Genomic DNA, 16,936 nt, shown 5'->3' on the forward strand with positions numbered 1-16,936 from the left:
ATCCCTGTCGAATCAACGGCTTTGTGATGACGATGTGATGTGGGATTCCTCTCAGGAGGAGGTTTATTTCCAGCGAATCTGCAATCGGCGTGCCGCCGTGACCTTCAATTCCTTTGATCATTCCGGGTCGGGTTTTATTGCGCTTTTGAATTCGTTCACCGGGGGATGGGGCGGAATTCTCCGGGCGCTCACAGCGGGTCAGGGCGGACCGGAGCCGTTCAGCCAGAACGCCCCGTAGACCGAGGAGACGGCGGCGAGGGCCCCCAGGATCCACGCTGACCTGCGCGTACGCTGCCGCGCCAGGGCCAGGGCGAGGGGCAGCAGCAGCGGGAACGCGGGCATCAGCAGGCGCGGTTTCGAGCCGAAGTAACTCGACGCGCACAGGGCGAGCGCGGTGACGGCGCCCGAGTAGACCAGCAGCGGAAGCGGCTGGCGCCGGCGAAGGCCGGCCAGGTACAGCCAGACGACTGACGCGACCCCGAGGATCAGCCCCGCGCCCGCCACGGCCGAGGGGAACGACGTGAACTTCCCGGCCACGAACCGGGCGAAGGCGTAACCGCCGTCGAAGCCGTTGCGCCATCCCGCCTGCACGTCGAGATAGCCGAGCGGGCCCCCACCGGTGCGGTGGCCGACCCACAGCACGTAACCGGCCGTGCCGAGGGGAGCGAGGAGCATGCCGAGGATCCGGCGTACCGGGGAGGGCGTGCGCCGCTCCCCGAGGGAGGCGGCCGCACGCCGCTCCCCGAGGAAGGAGGCGATCGCCGCCGCCCAGACCGCCGCGACCACCGCCAGTCCCACCGGCCGGGTCAGCCCCGCCAGGAGGGCCAGCACACCCGCCGTCACCCAGCGCCCGGTCAGCACCGCGTACAGCGACCACGCGGCGAGCGCGGTGAACAGCGACTCGCTGTACGCCATCGACTGCACGATCCCGACCGGCAGCGCGGCCCACAGCAGTACCGCGCACACTCCCGCCCGGCGGCCGTGCACCCGGTCCGCCACGGCGAAGATCCCCCAGGCCGCGGCGAGCGAGGCCAGCGCGCCGACGACGAAACCCCCGTCCGCGTACGACAGCGGCGACACGGCCGCCACCAGCCGCTCCAGCCAGGGCAGCAGCGGGAAGAACGCCAGGTTCGAGTGGACGTCCCCGTTCGCCAGACGCACCTCGTAGCCGTAGCCCAGCTCGGCGACCCGGACGTACCAGAGCGCGTCCCAGCGGGCCGTCAGCAGGGTGTATCCGCTCTTGTCCCGCGCGGCGCTCCACACGAACAGGACCAGCAGCCCCAGGGCGCGGACGGCCGCGTATCCGAGGAGCGCCGGTGCCGCCCGGCGCAGCGCCCCGGCGCGGGACGGAGCCGCACGCGTCTGGAGATCGGTCACGGGCCCGATTATCGACGGGAGCGGGAACCGGCCGGCCGGCCGGGGCGTGCCCGGCGGAAGAAGGCAGTGGCGTACGCCACATCGTTCCGCCGGATGTGTGAGAGGTCCGCCACTAGGCACCGGCCCGGACTCGCGTACTCTGACGTGTCACTCGCTTTTCGTCAGCGCGGGCCGGAGACCACCGCTCCTCTCCGGCCGAGTCACGGGGGCGTCCCCCACCCCGTGAGCCCGCCGATCGCGAGGAACATCTTGGAGGTACGTACATGTCCGGGACGACCACGGCCGCCGCTTCGCTGCGCCGTCGGGCGGCCGGGGCCGGTGCCAACCGCTGGGTGGTCCTGGTCGTCCTCTGCGTCAGCCTGCTGCTGGTCGCCGTCGACGCCACCGTGCTGCACGTGGCGGTCCCCGCCGTCACCGAGGACCTCAGGCCCGGCGGGATAGAGCTGCTCTGGATCGTCGACGTCTACCCCCTCGTCTGCGCCTCGCTGCTGATCCTGTTCGGCACGCTGGGCGACCGCGTCGGCCGCAGACGCATCCTGCTCCTCGGGTACGCCCTGTTCGGCGTCGCCTCCGGCCTCGCGGCCCTGGCCGACACCGCCCAGGTGCTGATCGTGGCGCGGGCGCTGCTCGGCGTGGGCGGCGCGATGATCATGCCCGCGACGCTGTCGATCCTCCGGCAGGTCTTCCCCGACCGGCGGGAGCGGGCGCTCGCCATCGGCGTCTGGAGCGCCGTGGCCGCGGTCGGCGCGGCGATCGGACCGCTGCTCGGCGGCTTCCTGCTGGAGCACTTCTGGTGGGGTTCGGTCTTCCTCGTCAACATCCCGTTGATGCTGGTCAGTCTCCCGGTGGGGCGTCTGCTGCTGCCCGAGTCGAAGGGGGAGCGCGACGGGCCCTGGGACGTGGTCGGCGCGCTGATGGCGGCGGCCGGGCTGTTCGGCGTGGTCCTGGGCGTCAAGCGGCTCGGCGGCGGGGAGCCGGCCGGGAGCCCGCTCACCGTGCTGCCGCTGCTCGTGGGCGCGGCGCTGCTGGCCGCCTTCGTGCGGCGGCAGCGGCGGCGGACCCATCCGCTGGTCGACCTCAGGATGTTCGCGCGGCCGGCCTTCAGTACGTCCGTCGGCTGCATCGTGCTGGCGATGCTCGCGCTGGTGGGGCTGGAGCTGATCGCGGCGCAGTACCTGCAGCTGGTGCTCGGGCTGTCGCCGCTGGAGACGGGGCTGCGGCTGCTGCCGCTGACGTTCGCGGCGATGGCGGCCGGGCTGGCCGGGGCGCGGATGCTGCGGCGGTTCGGGCCGCGGCGCATGGTGTGCGCCGGGTTCTGCCTGACGGCGTTCGCGGTGGTGCTGCTCACGGCGCTGGGGCGGACGGACGACTGCGCCCTGATGCTGAGCGGCTTCGTGCTGCTCGGGTTCGGTCTTGAGACGACGCTGTTCGGGGCGTACGAGTCGATGCTGAGCGAGGCGCCGCCGGAGCAGGCCGGCGGGGCGGCGGCGATCGGGGAGACGTCGTACCAGCTGGGCGCGGGGATCGGGATCGCCCTGCTGGGCACGGTGATGAACGCGGCGTACGCGCCGGGGCTGTCGGACGTGCCGGGCGTGCCGGAGCCGGCGTCCGCGGCGGCGGGGCATTCGCTGGGGGAGGCGTACGAGGTCGCCGCGCAGCTGGGCGGGGCGGCCGGGCCGGCCCTGCGGCATGCCGCGCGGGACGCGTTCGTGCACGGGCTGCACGTCACGCTGCTGGTGAGCGCCGGGTTGCTGCTGCTCGGGGCGGCGATGGCGCTGCGGTTGCCGCGGGTCATGCAGTGCGAGGCGGGACCGGTGGAGGTGCCCGCGCCGAGGGAGCCGGCGGAGTCGCGCGTCTCGGTGTGAGGGCCTTCGCCCACCCACGCGCCGCCCGTGACTGTCAGCCGAGTCGCTGAGGTCGCCCGTGGGGGTCGCTCGTCGTCGGCGGCTTGCGGTCCCGGCCTTCGCCCACCGCGCGCCGTCCGTGGCTGTCGCCCGTGGGGCCCGGCGTCGTCGGCTGGTGGGTACGGGTGGTGCGACGGCGGGCCGAGGCCGTAGCGTCATGGCTAGCAGTGCTAGTTAAAGAGTCTCGGAGGGATGTCGATCATGTCCGGTTCGTCCAAGCTGCCTCCCTTCGATCCCGCCGATCCCCTCGGTCTTGACGACCTGCTGGAGCCCGAGGACCTCGGGATCAGGGACACCGTGCGGTCATGGGCCGCGGACCGGGTGCTGCCCCACGTCGCCGAGTGGTACGAGACGGGTGAGCTGCCGGGGATCCGGGAGCTGGCGAGGGAGCTCGGCGGCATCGGCGCCCTCGGCATGTCCCTGGAGGGCTACGGCTGCGCCGGCGCGAGCGCCGTGCAGTACGGCCTGGCCTGCCTGGAGCTGGAGGCCGCCGACTCCGGCATCCGCTCCCTGGTCTCCGTGCAGGGCTCCCTCGCCATGTACGCCATCCACCGCTTCGGCAGCGAGGAGCAGAAGCGGCACTGGCTGCCCCGGATGGCCGCCGGCGAGGTCATCGGCTGCTTCGGGCTCACCGAACCCGACCACGGCTCCGACCCCGCCTCCCTGCGCACGTACGCCAAGCGCGACGGCTCGGACTGGATCCTCAACGGCCGCAAGATGTGGATCACCAACGGGTCGGTGGCCGGCGTCGCCGTCGTGTGGGCGCAGACCGAGGACGGGATCCGCGGCTTCGCCGTCCCCACCGACAGCCGCGGCTTCTCGGCGCCGGAGATCAAGCACAAGTGGTCCCTGCGCGCCTCCGTCACCAGCGAGCTGGTCATGGACGACGTGCGGCTGCCCGCCGACGCCGTCCTGCCGGACGTCACCGGCCTGCGCGGGCCGCTCAGCTGTCTCTCCCACGCCCGGTACGGGATCGTCTGGGGCGCCATGGGCGCGGCCCGCAGCTGTTTCGAGGCCGCGGTCGACTACGCGAAGTCGCGGGAGCAGTTCGGCCGGCCCATCGGGGGCTTCCAGCTCACCCAGGCCAAACTCGCCGACATGGCGGTGGAACTGCACAAGGGGATTCTGCTCGCCCACCATCTGGGGCGGCGCATGGACGCCGGCCGCCTGCGTCCCGAGCAGGTCAGCTTCGGCAAGCTCAACAACGTGCGGGAGGCGATCGAGATCTGCCGCACGGCCCGCACGATCCTCGGGGCCAACGGAATCTCCCTGGAATACCCCGTCATGCGGCACGCCACGAACCTGGAGTCGGTGCTCACCTACGAGGGCACCGTCGAGATGCACCAGCTCGTGCTGGGCAAGGCGCTCACCGGACTCGACGCCTTCCGGTAGACCCGGTCCGGTACACCCTGCGCGGGGGCAGGGCCGGTGAGCGGCCCTGCCCTAGCTCTGGTTGAAAAAGCCGTCCGCGCGGTGCGCGGCCGGGTCGCCGTTCACGATCTCGGTGTGGGCGGGGGTCAGCAGGAACACGCGGGTCGACACTCTCTCGATCGAACCGCGCAGGCCGAAGATGAGCCCGGCCGCGAAGTCGACCACGCGCTTGGCGTCGGCGGCCTCCATGGCCGTGAGGTTCATGATGACGGGCACGCCCTCGCGGAACAGCTCGCCGATCGCCCGGGCGTCCCGGAAGCTGTCCGGGGTCACCGTGCCGATGCGGCGGCCCTTCTCCTCGGCGACGTCCGAGGCGACCTTGACCCGCGGATCGGTGACCCAGGCCTCCCCGGTCTCGGGCCCGTCGGAGTAGTCGTCGTCGTAGTAACGCTCGTCTTCGTTGTCGTCGACGAGGCCAAGCCAGGCACTTGCCTTGCGTACCGATCCCATGGACGCCTCCTCTCACAGCGGTCTTTCTGCTTTCCGCATCCCTATGGTCGTCCATGATGCGGATGGCGCGCCAAGTGGATAGACGCCGCGCGGGGGGTTTGTGACGGTACTGGTGCACAGCGAATCCGTCGAGAGTCCGTATGTCCCAAGGGCCGTTTCCCAAACGGCTGCTGACTGTGAGTGAAATATGATTCTTCTCGGCGTACGGGTGACGGCCGGGGCGTACGGGTGAATGCGAGGCCCGATACGATGCCGCAGCTCAGCGTCGCAACGAAGCTCGGGGGAGCGCCGTGTTCGGAATCGTCAGGCCCTGCAGACACCGTCTCGGGGAGAACCTCACCAGTCAGTGGATGGCGCATTTGTGCGGACTGTGCCTCGCACTGCGCGGAGATCACGGACAGTTCGCGCGCATCGTGACGAACTATGACGGGCTCCTCATTTCGGTTTTGACGGAGGCTCAGACCGCGCTGCCCGGAGCCGCGCGGCGCACGGCCGGGCCGTGCCCGTTGCGCGGTATGCGCACCGCCTCCGTGGCACACGGCGAGGGCGCGCGGCTCGCCGCGGCCGTGTCGCTCGTGCTGGCCTCCGCCAAGGTGCGCGACCACGTCGTCGACGGCGACGGGCTGCTGGCCCGGGCGCCGGTCGCGCGCGCCGCGCGCCGGGTCGCCGCGGGCTGGGACCGGGCCGGGGCCCGCACCGGCTCCGCCGTCGGGTTCGACACCACCGTCCTGGTCGACGCCGTGGACCGGCAGGGCGGCATCGAGGCCCTGGCCGGGCCCGGGACGTCGCTGCTGACGGTCACCGAGCCGACCGAGACCGCGACCGCCGCCGCCTTCGCGCACACGGCCGTCCTCGCCGGCCGGCCGCACAACGCCGGGCCGCTCGCCGAGGCCGGGCGGCTCTTCGGGCGCCTGGCGCATCTCCTGGACGCCGTGGAGGACCTGCACGCCGACGCCGCGTCAGGCGCCTGGAACCCGATCGCCGCGACGGGTACGCCCCTGAGGGAGGTCAGGCGGCTCGCCGAGGACGCGGTCCAGGGGGTGCGGCTCGCGCTGCGCGACGCCGAGTTCGCCGACGCCAGGCTCGTGCATCTGCTGCTCGTGCACGAACTGCGGCGCTCGGTGGACCGGGCGTTCGGCACGGTGCCGGTGTGCGCCGCGCACCAGGGCGGCGGACCGTACGGACAGCAGCCGCCGCAGGGGCCCCACGGGCAGCAGGGCCCGTACGGACAGCAGGGCCCGTACGGCTCCCCGCAGCATCCGCATGCGGGCGGCGGTGGGAACCCGTACGCCGGTGGGGGAGGGGCCTACGGCGGCGGCTTCGGCGGTGGGGGCTTCGGCGGGGGCGGGTTCGGCGAGGGCGCGCCGGTGCCCCGGCCGCCGCGGCGCGGGTTCTGGGCCGGCTGCGGGATGTTCTGGCTGCTGTGCTGCACCTGCAAGCTGTGCTGCGCCAAGGAGTACGAGGGGCCCTGGTCCCGCAAGAAGCGCGAGGGCTGCTGCCGGGACTGCGACGGATGCGACTGCTGCTGCCCCTGCGACGGCTGCTGACCCCGTCCCGTATGGCAGGGTCGCCCGTATGACGACGGACGCATCCGAGGACTGGCGGCGGTGGCACGAGCGGCGCGTGGCGACGGTGTCGGCGCCCTACGGGCCGCTCGCCCTCGTCGGCACGCACTGGATTCCCGACTATCCGGACGGTCGACTTCCGGACATCCCGGGGCTCTGGCGGGCCGACACGGACGGGGTCGTGCTGGTCGCCGCCGAAACGGACGCCCTCACGGTGGACGGACAGCCGTTCACCGGCGAGACGCGGCTCGCGGCCGACCCCGGACCGGCCGAACGCGCGCGCGTGGCGTACGGCGAGCGGCGACTGGTTGTGCTGGTGCGCGAGGGGGCGTGGGGCGTACGGGACTACGACCCGCAGTCCTCCGCGCGCCGGGCCTTCCGCGGCCTGCGCGTCACGCCCTACGACCCGCGCTGGGCGGTGCCGGGGCGCTTCACGCCCTACGGCGCGGGCAGCCGTACCGTTCGGGTGCCGAACGCCGACGGGCGGGAGCGGGGGCTCGGACTCGGCGGGGAGCTGTCCTTCGCCCTGGACGGCCGGGAGCTGAGCCTTCAGGTGACGGTCCAGCAGGACGGTTCGCTGTGGGCCGTGTTCGCCGACGCCACCAGCGGGAACGGCAGTTACCGCTTCCGGTTCCTCAGGCCCGGCGCACCCGATGCCGAGGGGCGCACGACGGTCGACTTCAACCGGGCGCTGCTGCCGCCGTGCGCCTTCGCCGACCACTTCGTCTGTCCCTTCCCGCCGCCGGGGAACACCCTGGATGTCGCAATTGCCGCGGGGGAGCGCACCCCCTTGCGTGACGGGTGTGCCGGGAGGGGCTGGACACAAAGATCGTTCAAAGGTTGACGGCCGAAAGGCACCCTTGCGCCGACCGGCCGTTCGGCCGAATACTCCCCCTCAGCGCTTGTCAGGGACACGGTGTGTTCGGAATCCGGACAGCCGTCCCGGACTGCGCCTCACGGGCCCACAACCCCACGAGGGCCCCCGACTTCCTTTGTGGAGGAACGAAAAGTGAGGATCAAGCGCACCACCCCTCGTAGCGGCATCTCGAGACGGACCCGGCTGATCGCCGTTTCCACCGGCCTCGTCGCCGCTGCCGCGATCGCGATCCCCAGCGCGAACGCGTCCGACACCCCCAGCACCTTCAGTGCCGCCGAGCTCAAGAGCGCCAGCGGCTCCATACTGAAGGCCGACATCCCGGGCACAGCCTGGGCCGTCGACAGCAAGACCAACCGCGTGCTCGTCACGGTCGACAGCACGGTCAGCCAGGCGGAGATCGCGAAGATCAAGCAGCAGGCCGGCGCCAACGCCGACGCGCTGACGATCAAGCGCACGCCGGGCAAGTTCAACAAGCTCATCCAGGGCGGCGACGCCATCTACGCGAGCAGCTGGCGCTGCTCCCTCGGCTTCAACGTCCAGAACAGCAGCGGTCAGCAGTTCTTCCTGACCGCCGGCCACTGCACGGACGGCGCGGGTACCTGGTACTCCAACTCCGGCCGCACCACGGTCATCGGCTCGACGACCGGCTCCAGCTTCCCGGGCAACGACTACGGCATCGTCCGCTACAGCGGCTCCGTCAGCCGGCCCGGCACCGCCAACGGCGTGGACATCACGCGCGCGGCCACGCCGGCTGTGGGCACCACCGTCATCCGCGACGGCTCCACGACCGGTACGCACAGCGGCCGGGTCACCGCCCTGAACGCCACCGTCAACTACGGCGGCGGCGACGTCGTCTCCGGCCTGATCCAGACCACGGTCTGCGCCGAGCCCGGCGACTCCGGCGGCCCGCTCTACGGCAGCAACGGCACCGCGTACGGTCTGACCTCCGGCGGCAGCGGCAACTGCTCCTCCGGCGGCACGACGTTCTTCCAGCCGGTCACCGAGGCCCTGAGCGCCTACGGCGTCAGCGTCTACTAGGCCGGTTCGGCTCGCAGTTCGCAGCATCCTGGACCCCCGCGCGCTTCGGCGTGCGGGGGTCTTTTCCGTGCTGCGGCAGGGACGAAAACCAGCCATGTGTAGACGGCACAGAGTACGCACATGTTACTCACGCGTAATGTTTGCAGTGGGAACGGGGGTTGATTGGGTCCGATTTGACCATGGACGGTCAAAGTAAGGGGGCGTGCGAAGCGCTGTCTACGCGCGTCTCGAAGTCACCCTTGTGTGCTCCCCGTTGGCCTCGGAATAGTGGGCGCTCGTCAACGAAGCCTTCCGGTCCGGCGAGGTCCCCACAACCTCCTCGGGCCGACCCCCCACAGGAGGACAGAAGTTGAAGCACCGACGCATACCCAGGCGGCGTGCAGCCGTGGCCGGTGCGGGCATCGCCGCGCTCGTCGCCGCGGGAGTGACGTTCCAGACCGCGAACGCCAGTGAGACCCCTGAGGCGTCCGCACCCCGCACCCTGTCCGTCGCAGCGGCCGGAAAGCTCGCCTCGACCCTGGCGAAGGACCTGGGTGCCGACTCGGCCGGAACGTACTACGACACCGAGAGCCGGACGCTCGTGGTGAACGTGCTCGACGAGGCCGCCGCGCGGGCCGTCGAGCAGGCCGGCGCCGAGGCGAGAGTCGTGGCGAACTCCCTCGCCGAGCTCAAGAGCGCCCGCAGCACACTGCGGCAGGACGCGACGATCCCCGGCACCTCCTGGGTGACCGACCCGACGACCAACAAGGTCGTCGTGACCGCCGACCGCACGGTCTCCGAGGCCGAGTGGGCGACGCTGACGAAGGTCGTCGACGGGCTCGGGGCGAAGGCCGAACTGAAGCGGACGCGGGGGGAGTACAAGCCCTTCATCGCCGGAGGCGACGCGATCACCGGGGGCAGCGGTCGCTGCTCGCTGGGCTTCAACGTGGTCAAGGGCGGCGAGCCGTTCTTCCTGACCGCCGGGCACTGCACCGAGGGCATCTCCACCTGGTCCGACGCCGGCGGCAAGGAGATCGGGACCAACGCGGACTCCAGCTTCCCGGGGAACGACTACGGGCTGGTCAAGTACACCGCGGACGTGGCGCACCCGAGCGAGGTGAACCTCTACGACGGGTCCACCCAGAAGATCTCCGGTGCCGCGGAGGCGACCGTCGGCATGCAGGTCACGCGGAGCGGGTCGACCACGCAGGTGCACGACGGAAAGGTCACGGGGCTGGACGCCACCGTGAACTACGGCAACGGCGACATCGTGAACGGGCTGATCCAGACCGACGTGTGCGCGGAGCCGGGGGACAGCGGCGGGTCGCTGTTCTCGGGCGACAAGGCGATCGGGCTCACGTCCGGTGGCAGTGGTGACTGCACCGCGGGCGGGGAGACGTTCTTCCAGCCGGTGACCGAGGCGCTGTCCGCCACGGGTACGCAGATCGGCTGATCTCTCGGCTGAGCCCCGCCCCCTGTCTCATGGGGGGCGGGGCTTTCGTGCGTGCGGGCGGGCCGGTCCGCGTCATGTCCTGCGGCGCGTCGCCGCCGCCATCGTGACGGCCGTGCCGATCGCCGCCCAGGCCACCAGGACCAGGAGGGGGCCGGTCATCGCGTTGCTGTCGAAGTAGGCGATCGAGCGGGCCGACCAGGTGCCGGCGCCCGGGGGCAGGGCCGGGCCGATCGCCTGCCAGAACGGGGGGAGGAGGGGCGGGGGCAGGGCGCCGCCCGCGCTCGGGTTGCCGAGGACCACCACCAGCAGGATGACCAGGCCGATGCCGATCGTGCCGAAGAGGCCCTGCAGGGCCAGGGTGGCCGCGCCCACGGCGAAGATGATCAGGGTGCCGAGGCCCCAGAGGGCGGCCGTTCCGCCGGGGAGGGCGTCGAGGGCCGGGCCGGCGATGAGGGCTCCGCCGAGGCCGCCGGCGATCGCGATCAGGGCCGTCGCTCCCAGGCGGACGGCGGCGCGGGCGGGGTTGGAGGGTTTGGCGCCGGCGCTGACGGCGAGGGCCGCCGCGCCCAGGTAGCCGCCCACGCACCAGCCGATCACCAGGTAGAAGGACGACAGGCCGTTGGGGTCGTGGGGCGCGGACGGGACCACGTCGACCGTGCGGAGGGTGCGCCGCTCGGACTTCTCCAGGTCCGTGACGAGGGCCGTCAGCGTGGTGGACAGGACCCGGCCGCCGCCGGAGGCGACCAGGAGCGTGTCGGTGGTGCCGGACGGGTCGACGATCAGCGCGGCGTCGATGTCGCGGTCGCGGATCTGCTGCCGGGCTGCCGCCTCGTCCGGCAGGGTGCGGGGGTCCAGGGGAGAGCCGGGGAGCCGCTCCAGGCGGGTCGTCGTCTGCTGCGCCGCGGCCTGCGGGGCCACCACGCCGAGCGGCACGTCCCTGGGTTTCGGGTCGTGCAGCGCCCCCACGTAGGAGGCGATGAACAGCAGCTGGAGCGCGACCACACCGAGGATCAGCAGGGTGGCCCGGGGGGTGACGGCGTCGGTCACCTCGGTACGGAACGAGCGGTGCGGCATGCCTCCACGGTCCGGTGCCGCCGGGTGTTTCCGCAGGTGGGGCGGGGCCGAACGGATGTCGCACATACATTCGAGGATGGGGGTATGGTGGGGGTGAGGCAGTAGGGAACAGATGTTCGAGAGCGAGTTGCTCACGAGTGCGGGAGGTGCGTGTGCCGGGGTTCACGCATCTGCACACCGTCTCCGGATTCTCGTTGCGCCATGGCGCCTCGCACCCGGAGCGGCTGGCCGAACGTGCCTCCGAGCGGGGCATGGAGGCCCTGGCCCTCACCGACCGCGACACGGTCGCCGGTGCGGTCCGGTTCGCCAAGGCCTGCGCCGGGCACGGGGTCCGTCCGCTGTTCGGGGCGGACCTGGCGGTCGGCCCCGGGGCCGGGGCCGGACAGCAGGAACGCCGCCGGACGCCGGTGCGCGGAGGTGCCTTCGTCGACGAGTCGGCCCCCCGCGCGGTCTTCCTCGCCAGGGACGGCGCCCGGGGATGGGCGGCGCTGTGCCGGCTCGTCTCGGCGGCGCACGAGGGGGAGGGGGCGACGCCCCTGCTGCCCTGGGAGCGCAACCGTGCCGAAGGGCTGACCGTGCTGCTCGGGCCCGACTCCGACGTCGGGCGCGCCCTGGCCGCGGGACGTCCCGACCGGGCGGCCCGGCTGCTGGCGCCCTGGCGGGAGGCCTACGGCGACGACCTGCGGCTGGAGGCCGTCTGGCACGGCCGGAAAGGGACGGGGCCCGGATCGCTGCGGCTGGCCGCCCGCACCGTCGGCTTCGCCGCCGAGCAGGGCGTCCGGCCGGTGCTCACCAACGCCGTACGGTACGCCGACCCCGGGATGGGGCCGGTCGCCGACGTCCTGGACGCCGCACGGCGCCTGGTACCCATCGACCCCACCAAGGAACTGGACTCCGGTGATGCCTGGCTCAAGGGCCCGGAGGCCATGGCGGACGCGGCCGAGCGGATCGTGGAGGCCGCCGGGTTCCGGCGGGAGCTCGCGCACCGGCTGCTGGAGCAGACCGCGGCCACCGCCGCCGCGTGCCGGGTCGACCCCGAGGACGATCTCGGGATCGGCACCGTCCGCTTCCCCGAGCCGCACCTGGTCGGCGCCGGGCGCCGCACCGCCCAGCGGGCCCTGGCCTCACGGGCGGCGGCGGGCATGGTGCTGCGCGGGTACGACCGGCGGCGGGAGTACTGGGAGCGGATGCACCACGAGCTGGACATCATCGCCCACCACGGCTTCGCCTCCTACTTCCTCACCGTCGCCCAGGTGGTCGACGACGTCCGGGACATGGGCATCCGGGTGGCCGCCCGGGGGTCCGGGGCCGGATCGCTCGTCAATCACCTGCTCGGCATCGCGCACGCCGACCCGATCGAGCACCGGCTGCTGATGGAGCGGTTCCTGTCCAAGGAGCGGGTCGTGCTGCCCGACATCGACATCGACGTGGAGTCCGCGCGGCGGCTGGAGGTCTACCGCAAGATCATCGGCCGGTTCGGCGCCGAGCGGGTCGCGACGGTCGCGATGCCGGAGACGTACCGCGTACGGCACGCGATCCGGGACGTGGGGGCCGCCCTGTCCATGGACCCGGCCGAGATCGACCGGGTCGCCAAGTCCTTTCCGCACATCCGGGCGCGGGACGCCCGGGCCGCGCTGGAGGAGCTGCCCGAGCTGCGCGCGCTGGCGGGGGAGAAGAAGAAGTACGGCAGGCTCTGGGAGCTGGTCGAGGCGCTGGACGCCCTGCCGCGCGGGGTCGCCATGCACCCGTGCGGGGTGCTGCTGTCCGACGCCTCCCTGCTCGCGCGCACGCCGGTCATGCCGACCAGCGGCGAGGGCTTCCCGATGTCGCAGTTCGACAAGGACGACGTGGAGGACCTCGGGCTGCTGAAGCTGGACGTGCTGGGCGTGCGGATGCAGTCGGCCATGGCGCACGCGGTGGGGGAAGTGGAGCGGGCCACGGGGGAGCGGGTCGACCTGGACGCCCTGCCCGCCGGGGACGAGGAGACCTACCGGCTGATCCGGTCCACCGAGACGCTCGGCTGCTTCCAGATCGAGTCGCCCGGGCAGCGGGACCTGGTCGGGCGGCTGCAGCCGGACACCTTCCACGACCTGGTCGTCGACATCTCGCTGTTCCGGCCCGGACCGGTCGCCGCCGACATGGTGCGGCCGTTCATCGAGGCCCGGCACGGGCGGGCGCCCATCCGGTATCCGCACCCGGATCTGGAAGGGCCGCTGAAGGAGACGTACGGGGTCGTCGTCTTCCACGAGCAGATCATCGACATCGTCGACATCATGACCGGCTGCGGGCGCGGCGAGGCCGACCGGGTGCGGCGCGGGCTGTCCGACGCCGAGTCGCAGGGGCGGATCAAGGTGTGGTTCGCCCAGCACGCGGCGGCGAACGGCTACGACGCGGAAACGATTCAGCGGACCTGGGAGATCGTCGAGGCCTTCGGCAGCTACGGCTTCTGCAAGGCGCACGCGGTCGCCTTCGCCGTACCGACGTACCAGTCGGCGTGGCTGAAGGCGCATCACCCGGCCGCCTTCTACGCGGGCCTGCTCACGCACGACCCCGGGATGTACCCGAAGCGGCTGCTGCTGGCGGACGCGCGGCGGCGCGGGGTGCCCGTGCTGCCGCTGGACGTGAACAAGTCGGGCGTCGCACACCGTATCGAACTGGTGTCCGGTAAGTGGGGGCTGCGGCTGGCGCTCTCCGACGTGCACGGCATCAGCGAGGCCGAGGCGGCGCGGATCGCCGAAGGACAGCCGTACGCCTCGCTGGTCGACTTCTGGGAGCGGGGCCGGCCCAGCCGCCCGCTGGCCCAGCGGCTCGCGCAGGTGGGCGCGCTGGACGCGTTCGGCGCCAACCGCCGGGACCTGCAACTGCACCTGACCGAGCTGCACCGGGGCGCGCGGGGCGGGGGCGGCGGCCAGTTGCCGCTGGCCGGTGGGCGGAAGACGGCCCCGGCCGGGCTGCCCGACCTCACCTCCGCGGAGCGGCTCAGCGCCGAGCTGGGCGTGCTGTCCATGGACGCCTCGCGCCATCTGATGGACGACCACCGGCAGTTCCTCGACGAGCTGGGCGTGGTGTCGGCGCGCCGGCTGCGCGAGGTCCGGAACGGGGAGACGGTGCTGGTCGCGGGCGCCAAGGCGGCCACCCAGACGCCGCCGATCCGGTCCGGCAGGCGGGTCATCTTCTCCACCCTGGACGACGGCACGGGCCTGGTCGACCTGGCCTTCTTCGACGACTCCCACGACGCCTGCGCCCACACCGTCTTCCACTCCTGGCTGCTGCTGGTGCGCGGAGTGGTGCAGCGGCGCGGCCCGCGCAGCTTCAGCGTGGTCGGCTCCGCCGTCTGGAACCTCGCCGACCTGCTCGACGTGCGCCGGGAGGAAGGTCTTGAGGGGGTCGCGGCCCGGCTGGCCGGGACCGGGGATCCCGGCGGCGCCGGAGAGCCCGGGGACGACGGCGAGGGGGCCGCGCGCCGGCGGCTCGCCGGGTCGGAGGGCGCGCCCGCGCCGGCGGGCTCCGCGGCCGTGGACGCGATGGAGCGGCGGAAGATCCGCATGGCCACGGGGTACGAGATGCACCCCTGGGCCGATCTGCGCCCCGCGGGTGAAGGACCCGCGGTGGGAAGGAAGTTGTGGCACCAGAGTCCGGGGAGTGCGGGATGACCATCCTCTGCGTACGTTTCCAGCTGCCTCCGACGAGCGAGGCCGGCCTGCCCGAGCTGCTCGGGATGCTGGAGGAGTTCACCCCCGTCGTCCAGGCCCTGCCACCGGACGGGGCACTGGCCGACCTGCGGGGCGCCGAGCGGTACTTCGGGCGGGACGCCGTCGGACTGGCCTCCGTGATCCGGGTGCGCGCGCTCGCCCTGTACGGCGTGGACTGCGTGACCGGCGCGGGGCCCGGGCCGATGCTGGCCCGGGTGGCGCTGCGCTACGCCGTGCCCGGGATGACGTGCGCGGTGCCCGGGGAGCCGGACGCCATCGCGGAGTTCCTCGCGGACAAGCCCGTCGCCGCGCTGCCCGGTGTGGGCGCCGCGACCGCCCGCACCCTGGCCGAGTACGGCCTGGACACCCTCGGCCTGGTCGCCGCCGCTCCGCTGTCCACGCTCCAGCGGCTGATCGGCGCGAAGGCGGGCCGCGAGCTGCGCGAGAAGGCGAGCGGCGTCGACCGCGGCCGGGTCGTGCCGAACGCCGTCTCCCGGTCCCTGGCCGCCGAACGCCCCTTCGGGCGCGACGAACTGGACCCGGACCGGCACCGCCGGGCACTGCTGTCGGCCGCCGAGGAGATCGGCGCCCGGCTGCGCGCCCTGGAGAAGGTCTGCCGCACGCTCACCCTGACCGTGCGCTACGCCGACCGCAGCGCCACCACCCGCAGCCGCACCCTGACCGAACCGACCGCGCACTCCCCGGCCCTGACCAGGACCGCGTACGGCCTGTACGAGGCGCTCGGGCTGCAGCGGGCCCGGGTCCGGGCGATCGCCCTGCGCGCCGAAGGGCTCGACCCCGCCGAACAGGCCGCCCACCAGCTGACCTTCGACCCCGTGGACGAGAAGGTCCGCCGCATCGAGGAGGTCGCGGACCGCGCGCGGGCGAAGTTCGGGCCGCGGGCGGTGATGCCCGGGGGGTTGGGGGGCCTGGCGGCCTAGATCCTTCCAGTTGAGGGGCCGGCCGGGCATCGCTGCGCGCCAGGTGGGCCCGTGCGGCCCACCTGGTGAAGGCGGGGCGTGCGGCGCCGGCTGCCACCGCGAGTTTTTACTGACGCGTAACTTCCCAGTTCGGCTACTCGCCCGTAACTTGACGAGTGAACAGCATCCCGTGATCCGGATCACAGGGCATCGTGCCGTCGCACCTCCCTTGAGCCGCAAGGAGATCACCCGATGCTGCCCTGGAAACGCATGCTCAGACCCCTGGCCGCGCTGCTGCTGACCGCCGCGGCCGTCACCGGCCCCGCCGCCACCGCCCAGGCCTCCGCCGCTTCGAGCTCCGGCTGGAACGACTACTCCTGCAAGCCCTCCGCCGCCCACCCCCGCCCCGTCGTCCTGGTCCACGGCACTCTCGGCAACTCCGTCGACAACTGGCTGGGGCTCGCGCCCTACCTGACGGTCCGCGGCTACTGCGTCTTCTCCCTCGACTACGGCCAGCTGGAAGGCGTCCCCTTCTTCCACGGCCTCGGGCCCGTCGAGAAGTCGGCCGCGCAGCTGAGGGACTTCGTCGACCGGGTGCTCGCCGCGACCGGCGCCGCCGAGACCGACCTCGTCGGGCACTCGCAGGGCGGCATGATGCCCCGCTGGTACCTGCGGTTCCTCGGCGGAGCCGCCAAGGTGAACGCCCTCGTCGGCATCGCGCCGAGCAACCACGGCACCGACCTCAACGGCTTCACCCACCTGCTGCCCCACTTCCCGGGCGCCGCCGATCTGCTCTCGGAGAACACGCCCGCCCTCGCCGACCAGGTCGCCGGCTCCGGCTTCCTCACGAAGCTCAACGCCGGTGGCGACACCGTCCCCGGGGTGCGCTACACCGTCATCGCCACCAAGTACGACGAGGTCGTCACGCCGTGGCGCAGCCAGTACCTGAGCGGGCCCGGCGTGCGCAACGTCCTGCTGCAGGACCTGTGCCCCGTGGACCTGTCCGAGCACGTGGCCGTCGGGCTGTTCGACCGGATCGTCTTCCACGAGGTGGCCAACGCCCTCGACCCGGGCCGCGCCACACCCACCACCTGTGCTTCGGCGTTCAGCTGACACGTGTCAGGGAAACGTTTCGGGGCCTGCCCGGCCTGAGCCGCCGGACAGGCCCCGAGTCCC

12 protein-coding genes are annotated in these 16,936 nt (G+C 72.7%); 9 read left to right on the forward strand and 3 right to left on the reverse strand.

Going from position 1 to position 16,936, the window contains the following annotated elements; genetic code table 11:
- Positions 1-198: 198 nt before the first annotated feature.
- Positions 199-1,377, reverse strand: a complete 1,179-nt coding sequence (locus ACF07N_RS31680; protein WP_392119624.1) for a mannosyltransferase family protein — start codon at positions 1,375-1,377, stop codon at positions 199-201.
- A gap of 263 nt (positions 1,378-1,640) precedes the next feature.
- On the opposite strand from ACF07N_RS31680, the gene ACF07N_RS31685 reads away from it, so the two are divergent.
- The gene (locus ACF07N_RS31685; protein WP_392119627.1) at positions 1,641-3,242 is read left to right on the forward strand and encodes an MFS transporter; all 1,602 of its coding nucleotides are present in this window, start codon (positions 1,641-1,643) and stop codon (positions 3,240-3,242) included.
- 240 nt (positions 3,243-3,482) lie between these two features.
- Positions 3,483-4,673, forward strand: a complete 1,191-nt coding sequence (locus ACF07N_RS31690; protein WP_383581482.1) for an acyl-CoA dehydrogenase family protein — start codon at positions 3,483-3,485, stop codon at positions 4,671-4,673.
- A gap of 51 nt (positions 4,674-4,724) precedes the next feature.
- Here the strand turns inward: ACF07N_RS31690 and ACF07N_RS31695 are convergent, their stop codons facing one another.
- Positions 4,725-5,162, reverse strand: coding sequence for a cell division protein SepF (locus ACF07N_RS31695; RefSeq protein ID WP_383333793.1), 438 nt, complete (start codon positions 5,160-5,162; stop codon positions 4,725-4,727).
- A 290-nt stretch (positions 5,163-5,452) separates the two neighbouring features.
- Between ACF07N_RS31695 and ACF07N_RS31700 the strand changes: the two genes are divergently transcribed.
- The 4 genes from ACF07N_RS31700 to ACF07N_RS31715 all read left to right on the forward strand — a co-directional run bounded on the left by ACF07N_RS31700 (position 5,453) and on the right by ACF07N_RS31715 (position 10,074).
- Positions 5,453-6,709 (forward strand): DUF5685 family protein, encoded by a 1,257-nt coding sequence (locus tag ACF07N_RS31700; RefSeq protein WP_392119632.1) that lies wholly within the window; start codon positions 5,453-5,455, stop codon positions 6,707-6,709.
- A gap of 28 nt (positions 6,710-6,737) precedes the next feature.
- Complete coding sequence (locus tag ACF07N_RS31705) at positions 6,738-7,571, forward strand: DUF1684 domain-containing protein (protein WP_392119635.1); 834 nt, start codon at positions 6,738-6,740, stop codon at positions 7,569-7,571.
- A 165-nt stretch (positions 7,572-7,736) separates the two neighbouring features.
- Positions 7,737-8,642: a S1 family peptidase gene (locus ACF07N_RS31710; RefSeq protein WP_392119638.1), complete on the forward strand. Its 906-nt coding sequence runs from the start codon at positions 7,737-7,739 to the stop codon at positions 8,640-8,642.
- A gap of 349 nt (positions 8,643-8,991) precedes the next feature.
- The gene (locus ACF07N_RS31715) at positions 8,992-10,074 is read left to right on the forward strand and encodes a S1 family peptidase (RefSeq protein ID WP_392119641.1); all 1,083 of its coding nucleotides are present in this window, start codon (positions 8,992-8,994) and stop codon (positions 10,072-10,074) included.
- Positions 10,075-10,146: 72 nt separating this feature from the next.
- On the opposite strand, the gene ACF07N_RS31720 is transcribed toward ACF07N_RS31715, so the two are convergent.
- Positions 10,147-11,148: a DUF3533 domain-containing protein gene (locus ACF07N_RS31720; RefSeq protein WP_392119644.1), complete on the reverse strand. Its 1,002-nt coding sequence runs from the start codon at positions 11,146-11,148 to the stop codon at positions 10,147-10,149.
- A gap of 152 nt (positions 11,149-11,300) precedes the next feature.
- On the opposite strand from ACF07N_RS31720, the gene ACF07N_RS31725 reads away from it, so the two are divergent.
- The 3 genes from ACF07N_RS31725 to ACF07N_RS31735 all read left to right on the forward strand — a co-directional run bounded on the left by ACF07N_RS31725 (position 11,301) and on the right by ACF07N_RS31735 (position 16,873).
- Positions 11,301-14,801 carry a DNA polymerase III subunit alpha gene (locus ACF07N_RS31725; RefSeq protein WP_392119647.1) on the forward strand — a complete coding sequence of 1,167 codons (3,501 nt, stop codon included), beginning with the start codon at positions 11,301-11,303 and terminating at the stop codon, positions 14,799-14,801.
- Entirely contained in the window at positions 14,798-15,781 is a 984-nt protein-coding gene (locus ACF07N_RS31730) for a hypothetical protein (RefSeq protein WP_392119650.1), read from the forward strand. Before ACF07N_RS31725 ends, ACF07N_RS31730 begins: the two co-directional genes overlap by 4 nt.
- Before the next feature lie 231 nt (positions 15,782-16,012).
- Entirely contained in the window at positions 16,013-16,873 is an 861-nt protein-coding gene (locus tag ACF07N_RS31735) for an esterase/lipase family protein (RefSeq protein WP_383347044.1), read from the forward strand.
- Positions 16,874-16,936 lie beyond the last annotated feature (63 nt).

The sequence above is a fragment of the Streptomyces sp. NPDC015242 genome, from assembly GCF_043079125.1.
In the GTDB taxonomy this organism is placed as follows: domain Bacteria; phylum Actinomycetota; class Actinomycetes; order Streptomycetales; family Streptomycetaceae; genus Streptomyces.